Source organism: Dactylosporangium sp. CA-152071 (assembly GCF_050936335.1).
Taxonomy (GTDB): Bacteria; Actinomycetota; Actinomycetes; order Mycobacteriales; family Micromonosporaceae; genus Dactylosporangium; species Dactylosporangium maewongense.
In genome coordinates, this window is sequence record NZ_JBNJMZ010000001.1 from 8,185,875 (window position 1) to 8,203,244 (window position 17,370).

16 protein-coding genes and 2 tRNA genes are annotated in these 17,370 nt (G+C 74.2%); 1 reads left to right on the forward strand and 17 read right to left on the reverse strand.

Translation table 11 applies throughout. The annotated features are described in order from the left end of the window. Positions 1 to 197 precede the first annotated feature (197 nt). Together ACQEVZ_RS36945 and ACQEVZ_RS36950 are read right to left on the reverse strand one after the other, a co-directional pair. Positions 198 to 1,112 carry a proteasome assembly chaperone family protein gene (locus tag ACQEVZ_RS36945; protein ID WP_344503331.1) on the reverse strand — a complete coding sequence of 305 codons (915 nt, stop codon included), beginning with the start codon at positions 1,110 to 1,112 and terminating at the stop codon, positions 198 to 200. 58 nt (positions 1,113 to 1,170) lie between these two features. Further along, the gene (locus ACQEVZ_RS36950; protein ID WP_344503332.1) at positions 1,171 to 1,788 is read right to left on the reverse strand and encodes a TetR/AcrR family transcriptional regulator; all 618 of its coding nucleotides are present in this window, start codon (positions 1,786 to 1,788) and stop codon (positions 1,171 to 1,173) included. An 83-nt stretch (positions 1,789 to 1,871) separates the two neighbouring features. On the opposite strand from ACQEVZ_RS36950, the gene ACQEVZ_RS36955 reads away from it, so the two are divergent. After that, positions 1,872 to 2,801 (forward strand): SDR family oxidoreductase, encoded by a 930-nt coding sequence (locus ACQEVZ_RS36955; RefSeq protein WP_354895317.1) that lies wholly within the window; start codon positions 1,872 to 1,874, stop codon positions 2,799 to 2,801. Positions 2,802 to 2,905: 104 nt separating this feature from the next. Here the strand turns inward: ACQEVZ_RS36955 and ACQEVZ_RS36960 are convergent, their stop codons facing one another. From ACQEVZ_RS36960 to ACQEVZ_RS37030, 15 genes are all read right to left on the reverse strand, one after another. Further along, positions 2,906 to 3,565, reverse strand: coding sequence for a response regulator (locus ACQEVZ_RS36960; protein WP_433375194.1), 660 nt, complete (start codon positions 3,563 to 3,565; stop codon positions 2,906 to 2,908). Beyond that, positions 3,562 to 5,040, reverse strand: a complete 1,479-nt coding sequence (locus ACQEVZ_RS36965; RefSeq protein ID WP_433375197.1) for a histidine kinase — start codon at positions 5,038 to 5,040, stop codon at positions 3,562 to 3,564. The genes ACQEVZ_RS36960 and ACQEVZ_RS36965 overlap by 4 nt, the downstream gene beginning before the upstream one ends. Then, a complete protein-coding gene (locus ACQEVZ_RS36970; protein ID WP_433375200.1) occupies positions 5,037 to 5,717 on the reverse strand; it encodes a YqeB family protein in 681 nt (226 codons plus the stop codon). Before ACQEVZ_RS36970 ends, ACQEVZ_RS36965 begins: the two co-directional genes overlap by 4 nt. A gap of 65 nt (positions 5,718 to 5,782) precedes the next feature. Next, positions 5,783 to 6,958 (reverse strand): vWA domain-containing protein, encoded by a 1,176-nt coding sequence (locus ACQEVZ_RS36975; RefSeq protein WP_354895308.1) that lies wholly within the window; start codon positions 6,956 to 6,958, stop codon positions 5,783 to 5,785. 326 nt (positions 6,959 to 7,284) lie between these two features. Then, complete coding sequence (locus tag ACQEVZ_RS36980) at positions 7,285 to 8,472, reverse strand: AAA family ATPase (protein ID WP_344503339.1); 1,188 nt, start codon at positions 8,470 to 8,472, stop codon at positions 7,285 to 7,287. Positions 8,473 to 8,682: 210 nt separating this feature from the next. Further along, the gene (locus ACQEVZ_RS36985; RefSeq protein WP_433375205.1) at positions 8,683 to 10,071 is read right to left on the reverse strand and encodes a hypothetical protein; all 1,389 of its coding nucleotides are present in this window, start codon (positions 10,069 to 10,071) and stop codon (positions 8,683 to 8,685) included. Between the two features lie 27 nt (positions 10,072 to 10,098). Continuing rightward, positions 10,099 to 11,514, reverse strand: coding sequence for a hypothetical protein (locus ACQEVZ_RS36990; RefSeq protein ID WP_433375208.1), 1,416 nt, complete (start codon positions 11,512 to 11,514; stop codon positions 10,099 to 10,101). Next, positions 11,511 to 13,109, reverse strand: coding sequence for an ankyrin repeat domain-containing protein (locus ACQEVZ_RS36995; protein ID WP_433375211.1), 1,599 nt, complete (start codon positions 13,107 to 13,109; stop codon positions 11,511 to 11,513). Before ACQEVZ_RS36995 ends, ACQEVZ_RS36990 begins: the two co-directional genes overlap by 4 nt. Then, the gene (locus tag ACQEVZ_RS37000; protein WP_433375214.1) at positions 13,106 to 14,218 is read right to left on the reverse strand and encodes a gala protein; all 1,113 of its coding nucleotides are present in this window, start codon (positions 14,216 to 14,218) and stop codon (positions 13,106 to 13,108) included. Before ACQEVZ_RS37000 ends, ACQEVZ_RS36995 begins: the two co-directional genes overlap by 4 nt. Further along, positions 14,212 to 15,471 carry an SDR family NAD(P)-dependent oxidoreductase gene (locus tag ACQEVZ_RS37005; RefSeq protein ID WP_433375217.1) on the reverse strand — a complete coding sequence of 420 codons (1,260 nt, stop codon included), beginning with the start codon at positions 15,469 to 15,471 and terminating at the stop codon, positions 14,212 to 14,214. The genes ACQEVZ_RS37000 and ACQEVZ_RS37005 overlap by 7 nt, the downstream gene beginning before the upstream one ends. 35 nt (positions 15,472 to 15,506) lie before the next feature. Continuing rightward, positions 15,507 to 15,582, reverse strand: a tRNA-Gly gene (locus ACQEVZ_RS37010). 21 nt (positions 15,583 to 15,603) lie between these two features. Continuing rightward, positions 15,604 to 15,676, reverse strand: a tRNA-Ala gene (locus ACQEVZ_RS37015). Beyond that, positions 15,667 to 16,074 carry a VOC family protein gene (locus tag ACQEVZ_RS37020; RefSeq protein ID WP_344503345.1) on the reverse strand — a complete coding sequence of 136 codons (408 nt, stop codon included), beginning with the start codon at positions 16,072 to 16,074 and terminating at the stop codon, positions 15,667 to 15,669. Before ACQEVZ_RS37020 ends, ACQEVZ_RS37015 begins: the two co-directional genes overlap by 10 nt. Before the next feature lie 50 nt (positions 16,075 to 16,124). Next, complete coding sequence (locus ACQEVZ_RS37025; RefSeq protein ID WP_354895295.1) at positions 16,125 to 16,571, reverse strand: hypothetical protein; 447 nt, start codon at positions 16,569 to 16,571, stop codon at positions 16,125 to 16,127. A 139-nt stretch (positions 16,572 to 16,710) separates the two neighbouring features. Continuing rightward, positions 16,711 to 17,280, reverse strand: a complete 570-nt coding sequence (locus ACQEVZ_RS37030; protein ID WP_344503347.1) for an RNA polymerase sigma factor — start codon at positions 17,278 to 17,280, stop codon at positions 16,711 to 16,713. Positions 17,281 to 17,370 lie beyond the last annotated feature (90 nt).

Consider the following 17,370-nt stretch of genomic DNA (forward strand, 5'->3'; position numbering starts at 1 on the left):
CTTCCTCGCCGTTGGTGGGCATGGCTTCTGACCCTGGCGGGCACGGCTTCGACCGCTGGGTGCCGGGGTGACCGCTGCAAAAGCAACCCTACCCCCGCCCAACAAATCGATCTCCGGGGTCGTGACGGACCGTAGTTTCCGGGCTTCCACCAGGGGCGGAACGGCGGGGGACGGCGTTGCGAACCGTGACGGAGGGGCTACGGGTTCTCGTCGTTGCGGGTCTGTTCGGCGAGGAAACGCTCCAGCTCCGCGCCGATCTCGTCCGCGGTCGGGAGTGGGGCGGGGGAGTCGGCCAGGAGGTTGTTGCCCTGGCGGCCGCGGGTGTAGGCGTCGTACTGCTCCTCCAGCGCCCGGACCAGCGACGCGGCCTCGTCGGCCTGGGCGATCTGCACGTCGATCTCGGCGCGGACCGACTCGGCGGCGGCGTGCAGCTCCTCGGTGGGCAGCTGCAGGCCGGTCGCCTCGGAGACGCAGGAGAGCAGCTTCTCCGCCGCCGACGGGAACTCCGCCTGCGCCACATAGTGCGGCACGTGCACGGCGAAGCCGAAGGCGTCGCGGTCCTGCTGGCCGATGCGGAACTCGAGGAGGTTGCCGACGCTGCCGGGCACCTGGACGCGCTGCAGCCACGGCTCGAACCCGGCGATCAGGTCCCGGCTCGTGCCGTGGGCGGTCACGCCGGTGGGGCGGGTGTGCGGCACGGCCATCGGGATCGCGGTGAGGCCGACCGTCGCCCGCACGTCGAAGCGCTCGATCAGCTCGATGACCGCCGCCGTGAACCGCTCCCACTGCAGGTCCGGCTCGGGGCCGTCGAGCAGCAGGAACTCGGTGCCGGTCGCGTCGCGCAGGACGCGCAGGAGCAGGCGCGGCTGCTCGTAGTGCTCCCAGTGGTCCTCGACGAACAGCATCGCCGGGCGCCGGCTGCGGTAGTCGTAGAGCTGGTCGAGGTCGAACGTCGCCACGGTGCGCGGCGAGCCGATCGTCAGCAGATGCTCGCGGGCGAGGCGGCTCGCGTTGCCGGCGTCGACGAAGCCCGTCAGCGCGTGCACGAGCACCGGCCGGTCGACGGCCGGCGGGTCCTCGGTGAGCGTGTAGAGCTCGCTGGGGTTGAGCACCGGAACGCAGCCTCCTTGAACAACGATTGCAAGAAACGCAACCCGCGGGTGCGCTCGATCATTCCATCCCGGCGGACCAGGGATTCGTGAGGATCGCGTAGACCAGCTCGTCGACGGCCGGCGCCAGGGACGTGAACGACGGCCCGGCGCCCGTGTACGGGTCGGAGACCTGCAGCATCATCTCGTGCACCCCTCCCACCAGCGCGATCGCGAGCAGCTGGGACAGCTCGGGGATGGCCGGGTCGGCGGCCCGCGCCGCATCGACCACCTCTACCAGCGTATCGGCGAACCGGCGCTGCATCTGCTGCCGCAGCCGGTACGCCTTCGGGCCGGCCGCCTGGATCTCCACGAGCAGCGTGCGGGTGACCGCCGGCATGCTCTCCAACGCGTTCAGGTATGCGGTCACCCCGTGGTTGACCATGGCCTTCCAGCTGCCGCCGCCACCACCAGCGGCGCTGCGCACGACGGCGAGCAGGTGCACGCAGCCCTGCTCGTACAGCGCCATGAGGCACGACTCCTTGTCGGTGAAGTGCTCATAGAACGTCCGCTTCGACACCCGCGCGTGCATGACCACGTCGGCGATCGTCGTCGCCGCGTAGCCCTTGTCCGCGATCGCCGCCGCCAGCCCGCCGGTCAGCGCCTCGCGGACCTCCTCGGCGGTTCTCGTGCTCGTCATGCGCCTGCCTCGGCCTTTCGCCAGAATGTCCGTGGGTGTTAGTTTGCCTGGTACTGGACGGTACCGCCGACGGGAGGCCCACGGTGCAGCACAGCTTGTCCGGCCAGGTGGTGCTCATCACCGGTGCCGCCAGGGGGATCGGGGAGCACACCGCCCGCATCGCGGCCGCCCGCGGCGCGAAGGTCGTCCTCGCCGGCCTCGAACCCGACCGCCTCGCCGCCGTCGCGGCCGACCTCGACGCGGCCTGGTTCCCCTGCGACGTCACCGACCAGTCCAGTCTCGCAGCCGCTGTCGAGGGTGCCGTCTCCGCCCACGGCCGCATCGACGCCGTCCTGGCCAACGCGGGCGTCGCCAGCCGCGGCACCGTCGCCACCGGTGACATCGAGGCGTTGGTACGGACCGTCGAGGTCAATCTCGTCGGCGTCATGCGCACCGCCGCCGCCGTCATGCCACACCTCATCGAGTCCCGCGGCTATCTGCTCATCGTCGCGTCGGCGGCGTCGTTCGCCGCGCTGCCGGGGATGGCGCCGTACTGCGCGTCGAAGGCCGGCGTCGAGCACTTCGGCAACGCCCTGCGCTTGGAGGTCGCCCACCACGGCGTCCGCGTCGGCACCGCCCACCCGTCGTGGATCGACACCGACCTCGTCCGCGACGCCCAGGACGACATGCCAACCTTCCGCGAGACGCTGCGCAAGCTGCCGCCGCCACTGGGCTCGACCACGTCGGTGGAGCGCTGCGCCGAGGCGTTCGTCTCCGCCCTCGAACACCGCCGCCGCAAGGTCTTCGTCCCGCGCAGCGTCGCCGTCGTGTACTGGCTGCGCACCTTCCTCAACAGCCGCCTGTCCGAACGCGTCATCGAACGCCAGGCGCGCACCAGCGTCCCCGCCATGGAGGAGCAGGTCCGCACCTTGCGTCGCGGCTTCGGCGCCAACACCGCCCACGGCCTGCCCGCCACGGGCGCGCCCGCTGAGCCACCCACCCCGGGCTTCATCGCCGACCGCTACCACCGCTGATCCTCACGCGGCTTCCGCGATGGACCGCCGACGCCCGGCGTGCCCGCCGCCCGGACGGTCGCGACCCGGGCGGTCGCCGGCCGTGCGGTCGCGGGCGCGGGTGGTCAGCTGCCGCGGGTCGTGCGTGTCTCGTGGACCATGATGGCGATCTGGACGCGGTTGGTGCAGCCGAGCTTGCCGAGGATGCGCGACACGTACGTCTTCACGGTGGCCACGCTCATCAGCAGCGCGGCACTGATCTCGGCGTTGGAGCGGCCGTCGGCGACGGCGTCGGCGACCTTGCGCTCCGCCGGGGTCAGCGCGTCCAGGGCCCGTTCAGCGACCGCGCGCCGCTCGGCGGTGTCGTCGCGGACCACGTGGTCGACGAGCCGCCGTACCACGGACGGTGACAGCATCTGCTCGCCGGCCGCGACCCGTCGCACCGCGTCCAGGATCGCCAGCGGCGGCGTGTCCTTGAGCAGGAACCCGTGCGCCCCGAGCCGCAGCGCCCGCAGCACGTGCTCGTCCGTGTCGAACGTCGTCAGCACCACCACCGCCCCCGGCACCCCGCCGGCCCGCAGCGCCTCGAGCGCGGCGAGCCCGTCCATCCGCGGCATCCGGATGTCCATGAGGATCACGTCGGGGTGGCTGGCCCGGACCACCTGGACGGCCGCCACGCCGTCGCCCGCCTCCCCGACGAGCTCCAGCTCAGGATCCCCGCCGAGGACCATCGCCAGCCCGGCCCGGACCAGCGCGTCGTCGTCGACGACCACGACCCGGATCATCCCCGCCACGGCAGCCACGCCTCCAGGTGAAACCCGACCTCGCCACCGTCCCCCGCCCCGCCGTGCCCATGCCCGCCGCCGGCCCGCGGATCAGAGCCTGTCTGCCGGACTCCGCCGGCCTGCTGTGCCGCACTGGCCTGTTGCGCCGCGCTGGGCTGTTGTGCCGCGCCGGGCTGTTGTGCCGCGCTGGGCTGTTGTGCCGCGCTGGGCTGTTGTGCCTCGCCGGGCTGCTGTGCCGAGCTGGACTGTTGCGCTTTGCCGAGCTTCTGAGCCGCGCTGGACTGCTGGGCCTTGCCGGGTTGTTGTGCCTTGCCGGGCTGCTGGGCCGCGCCGGGCTGCGGCGACGTGGCGTGCCGTGGGGGCGGGGTCGTGCGGCGGGGGCCGTGTTCGAGGCGGCCGCCGGCCAGGGTGACGCGCTCGGCCAGGCCGACGAGACCCGACCGCGACCCCGGCAGCGCGGGCCGCACCGGGACGGCCGGCAGCGGGTTGCGCAGCCACACGTGCAGCTCACCCTGGCTCGTGCGGTCGAGCCGGACCGCGACGGCGGCGCCGGGCGCGTGCTTGCGGGCGTTGGTCAGGCCCTCCTGCACGAGGCGGAACGCGGTCCTGTTCACCGCCGCGGGCAGCGTCTCCGGCCCCGCGTCACCGCCGGCGGTGAGCCGGTTGTCGAGGTCGACGGGGGTGCCGGCCCTGCGGACCTCCTCGATCAGCTCGTCCAGGTCGGCGAGGTCCTGGCGCGGCCGCAGCTCGTCGTCGTCGCTGCTGCGCAGCACGCCGAGGATCTCCCGGAGCTCCTCCATCGCCTGGCGCGCGCTCGCCCTGATGGTGCCGCCCGCCTCGGCGACCTGCTCCTGCGACAGGTCGCGGCGGATCTCCAGGGCGCCGGCGTGCAGGCTGATCAGCGAGATCCGGTGGGCGAGCACGTCGTGCATCTCGCGGGCGATCCGCTCCCGCTCCAGCCCGCGCAGCAGGTCGGCGCGCTGCTCGGCCTCCGCCTCGGCGCGCACGGCCCGGTCCCGCAGCGACGCGATCAGCTCCCGCCGGGCCCGCACCGTCGACCCCCACGCCAGGACGATGCACATGATCAGCGCCGCGGCCGTGGCGTTGCCCACGACTGGGAAGTCAGGGTCCGGATAGCGGATCATCAGCGGGACCGGCACCAGCAGGTGCGCGACAGCGACCCCCAGCGCCACCCGGAACGGCCGGTGCACCGCGACCGTGAACACCGCGATCGTCGCCGCCCCGCCGACGAAATCGGTGAGTGCCGCCGGGACGAGCAGCAGAAGCGCCACCTGCACGGGCCACCGCCGCCGCCACCAGATCAGCACCAACGCCGGCACGGTCACGGCCGTCGACAGCAGCCACCGCTCGTCGCTGAGGGCGCCGCTGTCCAGGCCGGACGCCGCGGCGACCACCATCGTCAGCGCCGAGATGACGAAGACGGTCGCGTCGACGACGAGGTTGCGCGCCTTCACGAGCGCACCAGGGGACGCCAGTGCTGCGTGGTGCCGTCGTCGCGGACCGTGTACCCCAACTTCTGGACCTCGTCGCGCAGCTCGGCGGCGTCGGTGGTGCTCTTGCTGGTCAGCGCCGCCGCCCGGGCGGCGAGGACCGCGTTGACCGCGGCCGGCAGGTCCGGCAGGTCGGGCACCCAGCGCCGGAACAGCTCCCCGAACGGGTCCTGCTTCTGCCACGGGTAGCCGTGCGCCTGGAACGCCTCCGCCACCTGCCGGTCACCGGCCCGCTCCAGCCGCTCCCGCACCACCTGCCGCGAGTCCCGGTCCAGCACGACGAGCAGCCGCCCGTCGACGAACACCGCCGACACGTCCTCCCGGCGCACGACCCAGGCGGCGTCGCCGAGCCGCAGCCGCAGCTCGCTGTCGGCGACCGTCACCCGCAGCGTCTCGTGCACCGCGACGATCACGAACACCACCCCGAGCAGGAGCCCGGCGGCCATCATCGCGACCTGTCCGACCCCGTGGTCGAGCGCCGCCACGAGCCGGATCGGCCCCCCGAACGGCACCCACGGCAGGCTCAGCAGCCAGCGCGCCAGCAGCGGCAGCGCCCAGCCGACCGCGACCCCGGCCAGCGGAAACCCGGCGCCGATCAGCCATTTGTCGGTGCGGGACAGCCCCAGCTCGTGTTCAGCCATACACCTCACGGTAGGCAGCCGGACCGTGGCGGGACAGTCTCCGAAAGTTGTCGCGTACACCTGGATCAGCCGCCATTGGTCGGTGTGATGTGCACCGACTCCACCCACGACGGCGGCAGCGGGGGGTTCGGCCCGATCAGCCCGGCGATGAGCCGGCACCCCGTCGGCTCGTCGGGCCACGGCGTGCCGCCGTCGGTGAGGACGACCACGATCTGCGGCTTGTCCGGCGACCGCAGCGCCGCCGCGATCCCGACCCGCATGTCGGTGCCGCCACCACCGCCGAGCTCGACCTGCTCCGTCTTCACCACCCGCGTCACCGCGTGCACGTCGGCGTCGCAGGCGACGACGGTGACCCGGTTGCCGCGGATGCCGACGGTCCGCAGCACGCCCGTCACCTCGCTCAGCGCCGCCGCCAGGTCGTCGGTGCCCATCGAGCCCGACGTGTCGACGACCACCGCGACCCGCGGCAGCGGCCGGCGCAGGCTCGGCAGCACCACCCCGCGCATCGCCCCGGTCCGCCGCCCCGGCCGCGCGTACGTGTAGTCGACGGCGCCGCTCGCCCACGCCACCGCCTGCCGCAGCGCCCCGGTCAGCAGCCGCCGCCAGTCGACGACCGGCTCGGCGATCTCGTCCGCCCACCGCTGCCAGCCCCCGGGCACGGTGCCACGCGACCGCACGTGCGCCCGGATCGCGTCGGCGGTCTGCCGGCGGATCGCCACCGCCTCCACGTCCCGCACGCCGGGTCCCGCGGCGTCACCGACCTCACCCGCGACCGGGATGCCGTGCGCGCCCGACCCGCACTGCACGTCGTGCGAGTGCGTGTGCGGTATCCCGGCCAGGTACTCCTCGAACAGCCGCCCCTCCGGCAGCCCGAACGTCGCCGGCTCCACCCGCGACGCCGGCAGCACCAGCTTGTCCGCGACCAGGTCGTCGTTGATCTCGCAGTCCTGCGCGAGGTTGACCCGCAGGTGGTCGCCACGGTCGCCCGCAGGCAGCCGGTCCGCCCGCCCGTGATGGTCCCGCAGCAGGTGCGCCACCTCGTGCACCCACACCCCGGCGAGCTCCTCGACACCGTGCCCGTCCACGAACTCCGGCGACACGTACAACCGCCACCGCCGGTCGACCCCCATGGTCGCCAGGTGCCGGCTCGGCACGACCGACAACGCGTACAACGCCGTCGCCAGATACGGCCGCAGCATCGCCGCCTTGTACCGCGCCGCGAGCAGCTTCGTCCGATCCAACGCTTGCGCCGCCCCGACCGACGGCCCAGCAGGAACGGACGGTGCCGCCGGCGTTGCCTGCGGTGTCGTGGTGGCGGACGGCGTCGCTTGCGGTGTCGCGTGTACGGACGGTGGTGGCTGTGTCGCCGCGGGCAGGTGCGTCTGGACGGGTGCGGGTGGCACAGGTTGCGCATGTGTAGGGGAGCTGGATGCCGGCGGCGCCGCGTCAGGATGCCCCGGCTCGACCACCGCGGTGCATGGAGGCCCGACCGCATCCGCTGGCGGTGGGGGACCGGCCGCGGCCGCTGGGAGTGGTGGGTCCACCGCGCCCGCTGGGAGTGGGGTGGTCATCGGAGGGCGCCGGAGAGGCTCAGGATGTCGATGAAAGCGTCGATCGTGGCGGGCACGGGCCAGGCGGGTTTGCGCATGGCGGCGAGGTCGGCGGCGGCGCGGGCGGCGACGTCTGGGACGCCGGCCTCGACGGCCTTGCTCAGGACGGTCCAGCCGGCTTCCCAGCGCTCGCGGGTGGTGTTGCTCTGGACGGCGGAGACGACGGCGGTGAGGAAGGCGAGCTGGCGGTCGCCGCGGGCGGGGAGCTGGAAGGCGTCGGGGTTGGCGAGGACGCGGTTGGGGTCGGGGAGGTCGAGCTCGTCGAGGTAGTTGACCAGCTCGAGGCCGGCGCCGTCGCCGATGGCGCCGACGAGGGCGGTGGACAGGGCGGCGCGGGTGGCGTCGCTGGCCATGCCGAACGTGAGCAGGCGCAGCGCCATCTCCCAGGTGCGCGGGGACGGCCAGGCGCCGCCGCGGGCCTCGGCGTCGGCGGGCAGGTGGTGGGCGAGGCCGGGGCGGGCGGTGAGGAACCCGGACAGCGTGCCGCGGGCCCTGGCGAGCGCCGACGCGCCCTTGCGCGGGTCGACGCGGGGGATGTCGGCGGTGGGCCAGGTGCCGGCGAGGCCGCGGGCGACGACTGCGGGGTCGTGGGTCCAGTGCAGGTGGACGAACCGGTTGGCCAGGGGTGGGCTGAGGTGCCAGCCGTCGGCGGCGCTCGACGGTGGGTTGGCGGCGGCGACGACACGGACCGCGGGCGGGAGCTCGAGGCTGCCGACGCGCCGCTCCAGGACGACGCGCAGCAGCGCGGCCTGCACGGCGGGCGGGGCGGAGGACAGCTCGTCGAAGAAGACCAGACCATAGCCGCGCTTGGCGAGCCGGACGGCCCAGTCGGGCGGGGCCATCGGCACGCCCTGCGTGGCGGGGTCGTCGCCGACGACGGGCAGGCCCGCGAAGTCGGACGGCTCGTGGATGCTGGCGATGACCGTCTCCATCGGCACGTCGAGCCGGTCGGCGAGCTGCTGCAGCGCCGAGGACTTGCCGATGCCGGGCTCGCCCCAGAGCAGGACCGGAAGGTTGGCGGAGACGGCCAGCGCCAGGGCCTCGAGCTGGGTGTTGTCGCGCCGCTCCACGCGGGTCGAGCGCGTCGCGGCGAGCAGCTCGTCGGCGGCGGCGAGCAGGGTCAGCGCCGTTGGTTCTGCGGTCATGCGCGACACGGTATCCGCCGGGTACGACAATTCCGCGACCCATTTACCCCATGAACGCACGACCCAGTTACCCCATGAACGCACGACCCACTTACCCCATGAACGCACGACCCAGTTACCCCATGAACGCACGACCCAGTTACCCCATGAACGCACGACCCAGTTACCTCAGGAACGCACGACCAAAAACCCAGGAACCGCGCGACCCAATCACCCCAGGAACGACAGCTCGTCGAGCCGCCCCGAGGCCCGCGCCAGATCGGCCCACCCGAGACCGGCGAACGTGACGGCGTTCACGTCGGCGCCCATCGTCTCCAGCGCCCGGACCGTCCCGGCGGGCCCGCCGTGCCCGACCGCGAACAGCAGCGGCGTCATGCCCGCCGCGTCCCGGGCCTCCAGGTCGAGCCCGGCGGCGAGGAGGTCGAGGAGCAGCGTCTCGGCGTCCGGCACCCACGCGAGCAGATGCAGCATCGTCCGCCGGTTGCCGTCGCGGAAGTACGGGTCGCCGCCCGCCGCCAGCCACGCCGACAGGGCCGGTGCGTCGCCGTGACGCGCCAGTCGTACCAACGCCGCATGACGCAACCGGAGCTGCTTCGGCAGCGCCGCCAGGGGGTCGTGCCAGCCCGCGTCCGCGGGGTCGGTGAGCCGCCAGGCGCCGTCGCGGCGGACCCGGACGGGGCCCGTGTCCGGCACCGGCGACGGCGGCATGCACCGCAGCCCGGGGAAGAGGGCCGCGCCGACCAGCGGGTGCAGGGCGCTCGCCGGCAGCATCCCGAGGCGGACCAGGTCGGCGTCGACGGGGCGTTCGACGAGCGGCGCCGGCAGCCGCAGCCCTGCCGCCTCGGGTGAGCCGCCGACCGTCGTGTCGCGGATCAGGGTGGTGTACGCCCCGTCGACGTGGTCGATGAGCGCCTCCGAAGCCCCGGCCGACCGGATCGCGGCGGGCAGGCCGGTCAGGTCGAGCCGCCACGTCCTGCGGGCCGGCCCCCGCGACGGCGTGCGGACCGATGCGCGCAGGTCGGCCCGGCGCTGCAGGAGCGGCTGGAGGTCGAATCCGGCGAGCCGCCACGCCCCGATCCAGTCCCCGGCGTCCTGCAGCGTGATGACGTGCTCGGCGAGCCCCCAGCGCTCCGCCGGCAGCCGGTTCCCCGCGCCGTCGAGGAAGGGCACCGGCCTCCCGCTGCCGAGGGTGCCGGTGCACCGGCCGTCCCACAGCGCCCGGCTGTACATCAGCGAACTGCGCGACGAGCCGGCCGGGACCGCGCCGTAGCGCAGCGACAGCCGCTCGGGCTCGCGCCGCGACACGATGAGCGCGCGGGCGCCGTAACCGTTCAGGACGGTGTCGGGCCGCGCCGGGTCGAGGTGCCAGCGCAGCAGGTCCGGCACGACGTGCCGCAGGTCGTCCTCGACGCGCGCCGCGACGTCCCGGCCGTCGCCGCGCCCGATCCCCGCCAGGTCGAGGTCGATGTCGACGCGGGCCGCCGCGCACGCACCCCGCCAGTCGTCGGCGTCCCGGCGCTCGGCCACCGCCTCGATCATCCACGCGGGCACCCCGACCCGCCGCGTCCACCGCGCGGCCGCCAGCTCACGCCGCCACATCGGACACCGCCCCCACCAGGGCCCGCGTCATGTGCAGCCCAGCTCCTCCAGGGCCCGGATCGCCGCGGGTGTGCCGCCGAGGTCGAGGGCGTGCCGGAGCGGGGTGAGGCCGGTCTTGTCGCGGGCGTGCGGGTCGAGGCCCGCGTGCCGCAGCCGTGCGACGACCGGTGCGGGGTCCGGCAGCCACGCGAGCAGGTGCAGCAGCGTGCGGCCGTGGTGGTCGCGCAGGTGCGGGTCGAGCCCGGCGTCGAGCCACGCGGCGATCGCCGGCCCGTCGCCGTTGACGGCGTGCAGCACGATGTCGCGGCGGCGCAGGCGCAGCGCCTTCGGCGTCCACGCGTCGGGGTCGCGCCAGCCGGCCCGGGCGGCGAAGCACCCGCGCAGCGGCGCCCCGCCGAGCGCCCGCAGCGCCAGCTCCCGCCGGGTCTCGTCGGGGGTGTGCTCGTGCCCGCCGAGGATGTGCCACTCGCCCTGGCAGCGCACCCGGACCGGCGCCATGTCGGGGACCGTCTCGGGCGGCCCGTCGAAGAGCCCGGCGAGGCCGGGGAAGAGCGCGTCGCCGACGAGCGGGTGGAGGTGTTCCAGCGGCAGGATCCCGTGGCGTACGAGATCGAAGTCCACCGCCCGTTCCGCGCGCACGACCGGCACCATCGGTGGCAGGGGCGACGAGGTGCCGTACCAGACCCGCAGGTCGGCGTCGACGGTCAGCGAGGTGTCCGGGGAGAGCCCGAGCGGGACGCCGGCCCGGGCCCGTCCCCCGGCGAAGACGGCGGCGACGGCGGTCCGCAGCCCGGTGAGGTCGTGCCGGCGGTCGCGCAGCGCCCTGCCGACCCAGTACCCCTTGCCGGTCGTCGCGAGCAGCGGCCCGACGTCGAACCCGGCGAGCGTCCAGGCGGCGGCCCAGTCGCCGGCGTCCTGCAGGGCGATGATCCGCTCCGGGCCGCCCCACGCCGCCTCCGGCAGCCGGTCGCCGGACGCGGTGAGGAACGGCAGGTGCCCGTCGTAGCCGCCGCACCGGTCGAGGAGCTCACCGGTGCGCCGGCTGTCCCACCGCTCGCGGGCCCCGTCGAACGCGAACCGCTGGTCGCCGTCCAGGCCGGCGAACTCGAGCTCGAGCCGCTGGCTGGGGGTGCCGGGGTGCCGCCACCGGGCCCGCAGCGCGTGCGGCCCGTGCACCGCGAGGGTCACCGAACCCGGCACCGGCGCCGGCGCCTGGAACAGGTGCCAGCGCAGCAGGTCCGGCGCGAGGTGCAGCAGGTCGTCCTCGACCGCGGCGGCGACCGCGGCGCCGTGGTCGCGCCGGATCCGGGCCAGGTCGAGGCCGGCGTCGACGCCGGCCGCGTCGCACGCGCCGCGCCAGTCCCCGGCGCGCCGGCACCGCGTCGCCCGCTCGATCATCCAGCGGGGCACCGCGAACCGCCGCGCCGTGCGCAGCGTCCTCACCCCGACTGCAGCAGGGTTTTCAGTTCGGGGCGGCCGAACCGGTCCAGGGTGTCGGCGACGGAGACGCCGTTGTCGTCCTCGCCGTCCGGGTCGGCCCCGGCGGCGAGCAGGGCGCGGACGAGCCTGGCGGATCCGGTGTCGTACACGGCGGTCTGCAGCGGCGTCATGCCCCGCCGGTCGCGGGCGTGGACGTCGAGCCCGAGGCCGATCAGCCGGTCGAACAGGGTCAGGTCGTCCGGCGCCGCCATCAGGCCGCTGATGTGGTGCAGCAGCGTCCGGCCGTGCGGGTCGCGGGCGTGCGGGTCGACGCCCGCGTCGAGCAGCTCCACGACGCCGGGCAGGTCGCCCTGCTGGGCCCGCAGCATGAGGTCGCGGCGCAGCTCGTGCAGGGCGCGGGGGAGCTTCGCGTGGGGTTCGCGCCAGTTCCGTTCGGCGGCGATGCAGCCGTGCACCTCGCCGCCGAGCGCGAGGAGGGCCTGCTCGCGGCGGCGCTCCTCGTCGGAGTGGGGGATCTCGAAGCGGCCGCCGGCCATCCGTACGTGATGCCACGCGCCGTCACGGCAGCGCAGCCGCGCCTCGGGCACCGCCGTCGCGCCCACCCGCGGCGAAGGGGCCACGGCCTCGGGGAAGAACGCGGCGTGCACGAGCGGGTGCAGCCACGACGCGGGGATCGTGCCGGTGCGGACGAGCTCGGCGTCGATGGGCCGCTCGTACGGTCGGGTGTCCAGGTGCCAGTCGGCGTCGCGGTCCCGGTAGCCGGTGCCCACCCACTCGCCGGTGAGCCGCTGGTCGGTGAAGCCGGTCAGCTTCAGCACGTAGTTCCAGCCGAAGACGATCCCGACGGCGTCGGTGCCGCGGGCGCGGGCGGCGTCGAGGACGGCGAGGTGCTCGCCGAGGAACCCGCGCCACAGCCGCCGCAGGATCCGCGTGTTCCAGTGGCTGCCGTCGTCCGGCAGCTCGGGCACGTCGGCGCCGGCGGCCTGCCACGCCTCCCGGAACCGCCCGGCGTCGTGCAGCGCCAGGACCCGCTCCGTGGCACCCCACGCCGCCTCCGGCAGGGGGCGGCCGGCCGGGTCGTGGAACGGCAGGTGCGTCCAGCCGCAGCCCTCGAGGAGCCGGCCGGACTCGCGGGCGTCCCAGAGGTGCCGGCGGGTCCGGTAGTCGTGCAGCGCGTGGAACGGCCGCGGGCCGTCGTCCCACTCCCAGTCGTCCCAGTCGTCGCTGTCGAGCGGCTCGTCGGTGGCGAACAGCCGCAGCCGCTGCGAGCCGAACCCGAGGCGAGTGCCGCCGACGTACAGCGCCGGCCCGTCGCCGGCCAGGTGCACGACCTGCCGGGCGTCCAGGTGGGTGTCGCCGCGGGCCGGTTTGCGCGGCAGGTGCCAGCGCAGCAGGTCCGGGGCGAAGTGGGCGAGGTCGTCCTCGAACAGCTTCGCCTGGCCCTCGTCGAGCTCGACGTCGACGTTGGCGGCGGCGCACGCGGCCCGCCAGTCGCCGGCGAGCCGGGCCTGGGTCGCCGCCCGGATCATCGACGGGGGCGTCGCCCAGCGCCGGATCCGCCGCCAGTTGCCGGCGCCCGCTCGGGTCAGGGCCGTCACCGGTACACGCTCACGATCTCGCTGCCCGGCTGGCTGTCGGCGGCCGGGAGCAGCGCGCTGATGGCCCGCTTCACGCGGCGCGGGACGTCCGGGCCGAGCGCGAGGCGGGTCAGGGCGGTCTGGGGGAGCGCCGCGAGGAGCGCCTTCGCGCCGCGGCCGCCGACGCCGGTGTGGCGCAGGTCGAGGCGGCGCAGCCGGGTGCCGGGCAGCGCGGCGGCGAGGAGCGCGGCACCGTCGTCGCCGACCTGGTTGTCGGTGGCGCCGAGCACCCGCAGCGACTGGGGCCGGCTCAGGTCCAGGCTGTCCAGCAGGTGCAGCCGCGGCGCGAGCGCGGTGACGGTGCCCGTGGTGAGCCCGTTGCCGCCCAGGCCCAGCGTCATGTGGCCGCCGTGCATCGCCTCGACGACCGGCAGGACGCCGTCGTCGCCCAGCCGGTTCGCGGCCAGGAACAGGCCGCGGACCCCGGCGTCGCGCAGCAGCCGCCGCAGGAGCGGACCCGCCGACGGGCCGAGGCCGTTGCCGCCGAGGAACACCCGGGTCACCGGGGCGGGCCGGGCGGCGAGCGCGTCGACGAGCACCGCCAGGCCCGCGGTCGTCAGGCCGGTGTTGACGAGGTCGACGGTGTCGATGGTCGTGTTGCGGCGCAGCGTCTCCGCGAGCGCGGCGACCCCCTCGTCGCCGAGCGGGTTGCGCTTGAGCCACAGCGCCCGCACCCGGTCGTCGGCGGCGAGCCGCTCGAACAACGGTGCGGCGCCGGCCGCGTCGATCGCGTTGCAGCCGAGGTACAGCGTCTCGACCCGGTGCCCTTCCGGCAGGCCCTCGGCGAGGGCGGCGGTCCCCGGGGCGCCGAGCCCGTTGGTGCCCAGCAGCAGGTGCACGGCGTGCGGGGAGCCGACGACCCGGTCGAGGACCTGGGTGACGCCGGCCGCGCCGAGCCCCTGCTTGCACAGGTCGACCCGGCCGTCGGGCTGCAGCGTGCCGAGCGGGAAGCGCTCGGTCTCCCGGACCGGCTCGGGGTCGCGCAGCCGTTGGAGGAGGGGAGACAGGTCGGCGAGGTCGGCCTGCGGCACGGCCGGCGCCGCGAGCACCGGGCAAGCGATGTCTACCACTGCACCACCTGGTAGTCCTTGAGGAAGACGCCGGAGATCCGGTCACCGTGCACGCCGCGGACGATCGGGTCGTACACCCTGGCGGCGCCGTCGACGACGTCCAGCGGCACCCGGAAGCCGGCCTCGTGGAAGGCCTCCTTGGTGCCCTGCGGCCGCTCGTCGGTGACCCAGCCGGTGTCGACGCTGGTGACGTGGATGCCGTCGCGGGCGTAGTCCTCGGCGATCGTGCGGGTCAGCATGTTGAGGCCGGCCTTGGCCATGTTGGTGTGCGGGTGCCGGCTGGTCTTGTTGCGGCGGCTGAAGCTGCCCTCCATCGCCGAGACGTTCACGACGTACCGGTCGGGGTGCGGCGAGGCGAGCATCAGCGGGCGCAGCCGGGCGGTGAGCATGAACGGCACGAACGCGTTGACGACCTGCACCTCCATCCACTCCCGCGGGGTGACCTCGTGCAGGTGCAGCACCCAGCTGTTGACGGGGCGCAGGTCGAGCTGCTCACCGGTCTCATCCACCATGCCGGGTGGAAAGAAGTCCACTGTGGACCTGATAGCGGGGACCCGCTCCGGGGTGCCCGGTCCGAGCGCCGCCGTCTCGGCGGCCCGCAGGGCACGGTAGTACTCGGCCGGCCGGGAGATGGTCTGGGCCGCGTTGTTGACGAGGATGTCGAGGTGGCCCCACTGCTCGGTGACCGCGTCGACGAGGCCCACGACGGCGGGCAGGTCGAGGAAGTCGACGCCGTGCACCCGCAGCCGGCCGCGCCAGTCGGCGAAGTCGCTCTCCGCGGCGAACCGGCGGGCGGCGTCGTGCGGGAAGCGCGTGGTGACGATGACGTCGGCGCCGTCGCGCAGCAGCTTCAGCGCCGTCTGGTAGCCGATCTTGATCCGCCCGCCGGTGACGATCGCGCGCCGGCCGCGCAGGTCGCAGCGGGCCGTGCGGCGGGCCGTGTTGCCGGTCGAGCAGGGCCGGCACATCAGCGGGTACGCCCGGTTGACCGTGCGGTAGTGCCGCTTGCACACGTAGCACCGCCGGGCCCGCAGCAGTTCCTCGTCCTGCTCCGTGGCCCTGGTCAGCACCTGCAGGTCGTGGGCGGCGCTTTCCGCCTTGCGCGCGCTCTTCTGGTGTTTTTTGCGGCTCTTGTACGAGCTGACGACCGCCTCACGGACCGCCTGTGCCGACGGGTCGTCGTCGTCCGCGCCGTTGAGCGCGGCGAGCACACGCAGGCACGCCGCGACGTCGGAGGGGTCCAGACGAGGCACTGGCAGAGCCTAGCCCCTGTCCGCAAGGAAGCGTGTGGGTGGACCGGCCGGAATCGAACCGGCGTCCTCCGCTCTGGCAAAGCGGTGCGTCGACCTCTGCGCTACGGCCCACCGGGGACGAGCATAGAGGGGCAGGGCCGGTCGGAATCGAACCGACGTCCTCCAGCGTGCTGTGCGGGCGCGACGACCTCTGCGCTACGACCCTGCCGGCGGGTAGCTTAGTACCCTCGTGCGCGGTTGGTAGAGCTGGTGCAGCACGAAGGTGTTGCCGTCGGGGTCGGAGAAGCTCGTGACCCGCGAGAACGGCCCTTCCTCGATCGGTCCGTCGAAGATGATGCCCCGCTCGGACAGCTCCTCGTAGGTCTTCTCGATGTCGTCGGTGTCCAGCACGATGCCGCGCAGCGAGCCCGGGGGCATGGTCTCGAACCAGGTGACGAGCGTGAACGCGGTCTGGCCGTGCTTCGGGGCCACCTCGACCCACCGGCGGTCGCCGGAGTCGTTGTCGCTCACCAGCTCCCAGTCCAGCGCGTTGACGTAGAAGTCGCGTGCCCGGTCCTGGTCGCTCACCGGGATGGACACGATCTGCACGTGATCGATCGGCATGCCTTGCAGGGTACCGCCGGAAGTGTCCGTCTCGCGGCGAATTGCCCCTCTTAGAGCAGCACCCATTCCGTGTGGACGGGCGCACCGTCGGCCGGCTCGCACCGCAGCCGTACAGACGCCGCAACGACACCCTGGAAGCGGAAACGCCCCTCGTCGTCGACGTCGGTCTCGTGGCTGCCCGTCGGGGACTCCAGGACGATCCTGGCCGGCACCGCGGGGGACACCGTGCCGACCACCTCGACGGCGCCCGCGCGGGTCGTCGCCTGCACGTCGATCGTCAGCGAGCCGCCGAAGAACGACAGCAGCCGCGGCGAGCCGCCACCACGGACCGCGACGAGCCGCTCCCGCGCCGAGTCGGCGGTCAGCTCGGCCAGGGCCGCGTCGGGGTCACGCCAGCCGATACTGGCCCGGGCCGCCGCGAGCACGTCGTCGGGCACCGGGTCGTGACGGCCCGCGATGTCGCGCAATGCCCTGAGCACCTCTTCCTCCCCGATCATCGGGTCGGCCCTGCCTGTGACTGTGTCTGTGTCTGTGCCTTTGGTGTGGTCGGTCGTGGCCTCATGTCGCGGTGCGCCTGTGGTGTGGTCCGTCGTGGCCTCATGTCGCGGTGCGCCTGTGGTGTGGTCCGTCGTGGTCTCATGTCGTCGTCGAGCCCAATCTGCGTCGCAGCGTGCCGAGGCAGCGCTGCCGGGTCGGTCCGATGCTGCCGACCGGCACGTCGAGGGCGGCCGACACCTCGGCGTAGCTCGGCGGCGGGTCCGCGATGAGCACCCGCAACAACTGCTGGCAGGGGCCGGACAGTGAACGGAACTCGTGCCACAGCGCCTTGTCCCGCTCGTCGCGCAGCACCCCCGCGTCGAGCTCCTCGTCCTCGCCGGCGAGCGCGCCGCCGAGGATCCCGATGAAGTCGGTGGCCGAGCCGGCCGGCACGTCCCGCCCGCCGCGGCGCAGCAGCGCGAGCGCCTCCCGCCGGGCGGTGGTGGCCAGCCACGAGCCGAGCCGGTCCGCGTCACGGACGTCGGCGATGTGCTCGACCAGCCGTAACCAGGTCGCCTGGCTGACGTCGGCGGCGTCGGAACGGCCGAGCTGGAAGCTGCGCGCGACCGACCAGACAAGGTTGGCATATCTGTCCACGATGGACTCCCAGGCCTTCTGGTCGCCGGTGGCGGCCGCCCTCAGGAGCTCGGCGTTTTCAGGCTCAGCCATGGTCTCGAAGGCTATCATCGCGACCTGCCGGTGACGGGGTGCGGCGACCTGTGTGCCGCACCCCGTCACCCCCCTCCCCCTGGTAATGCT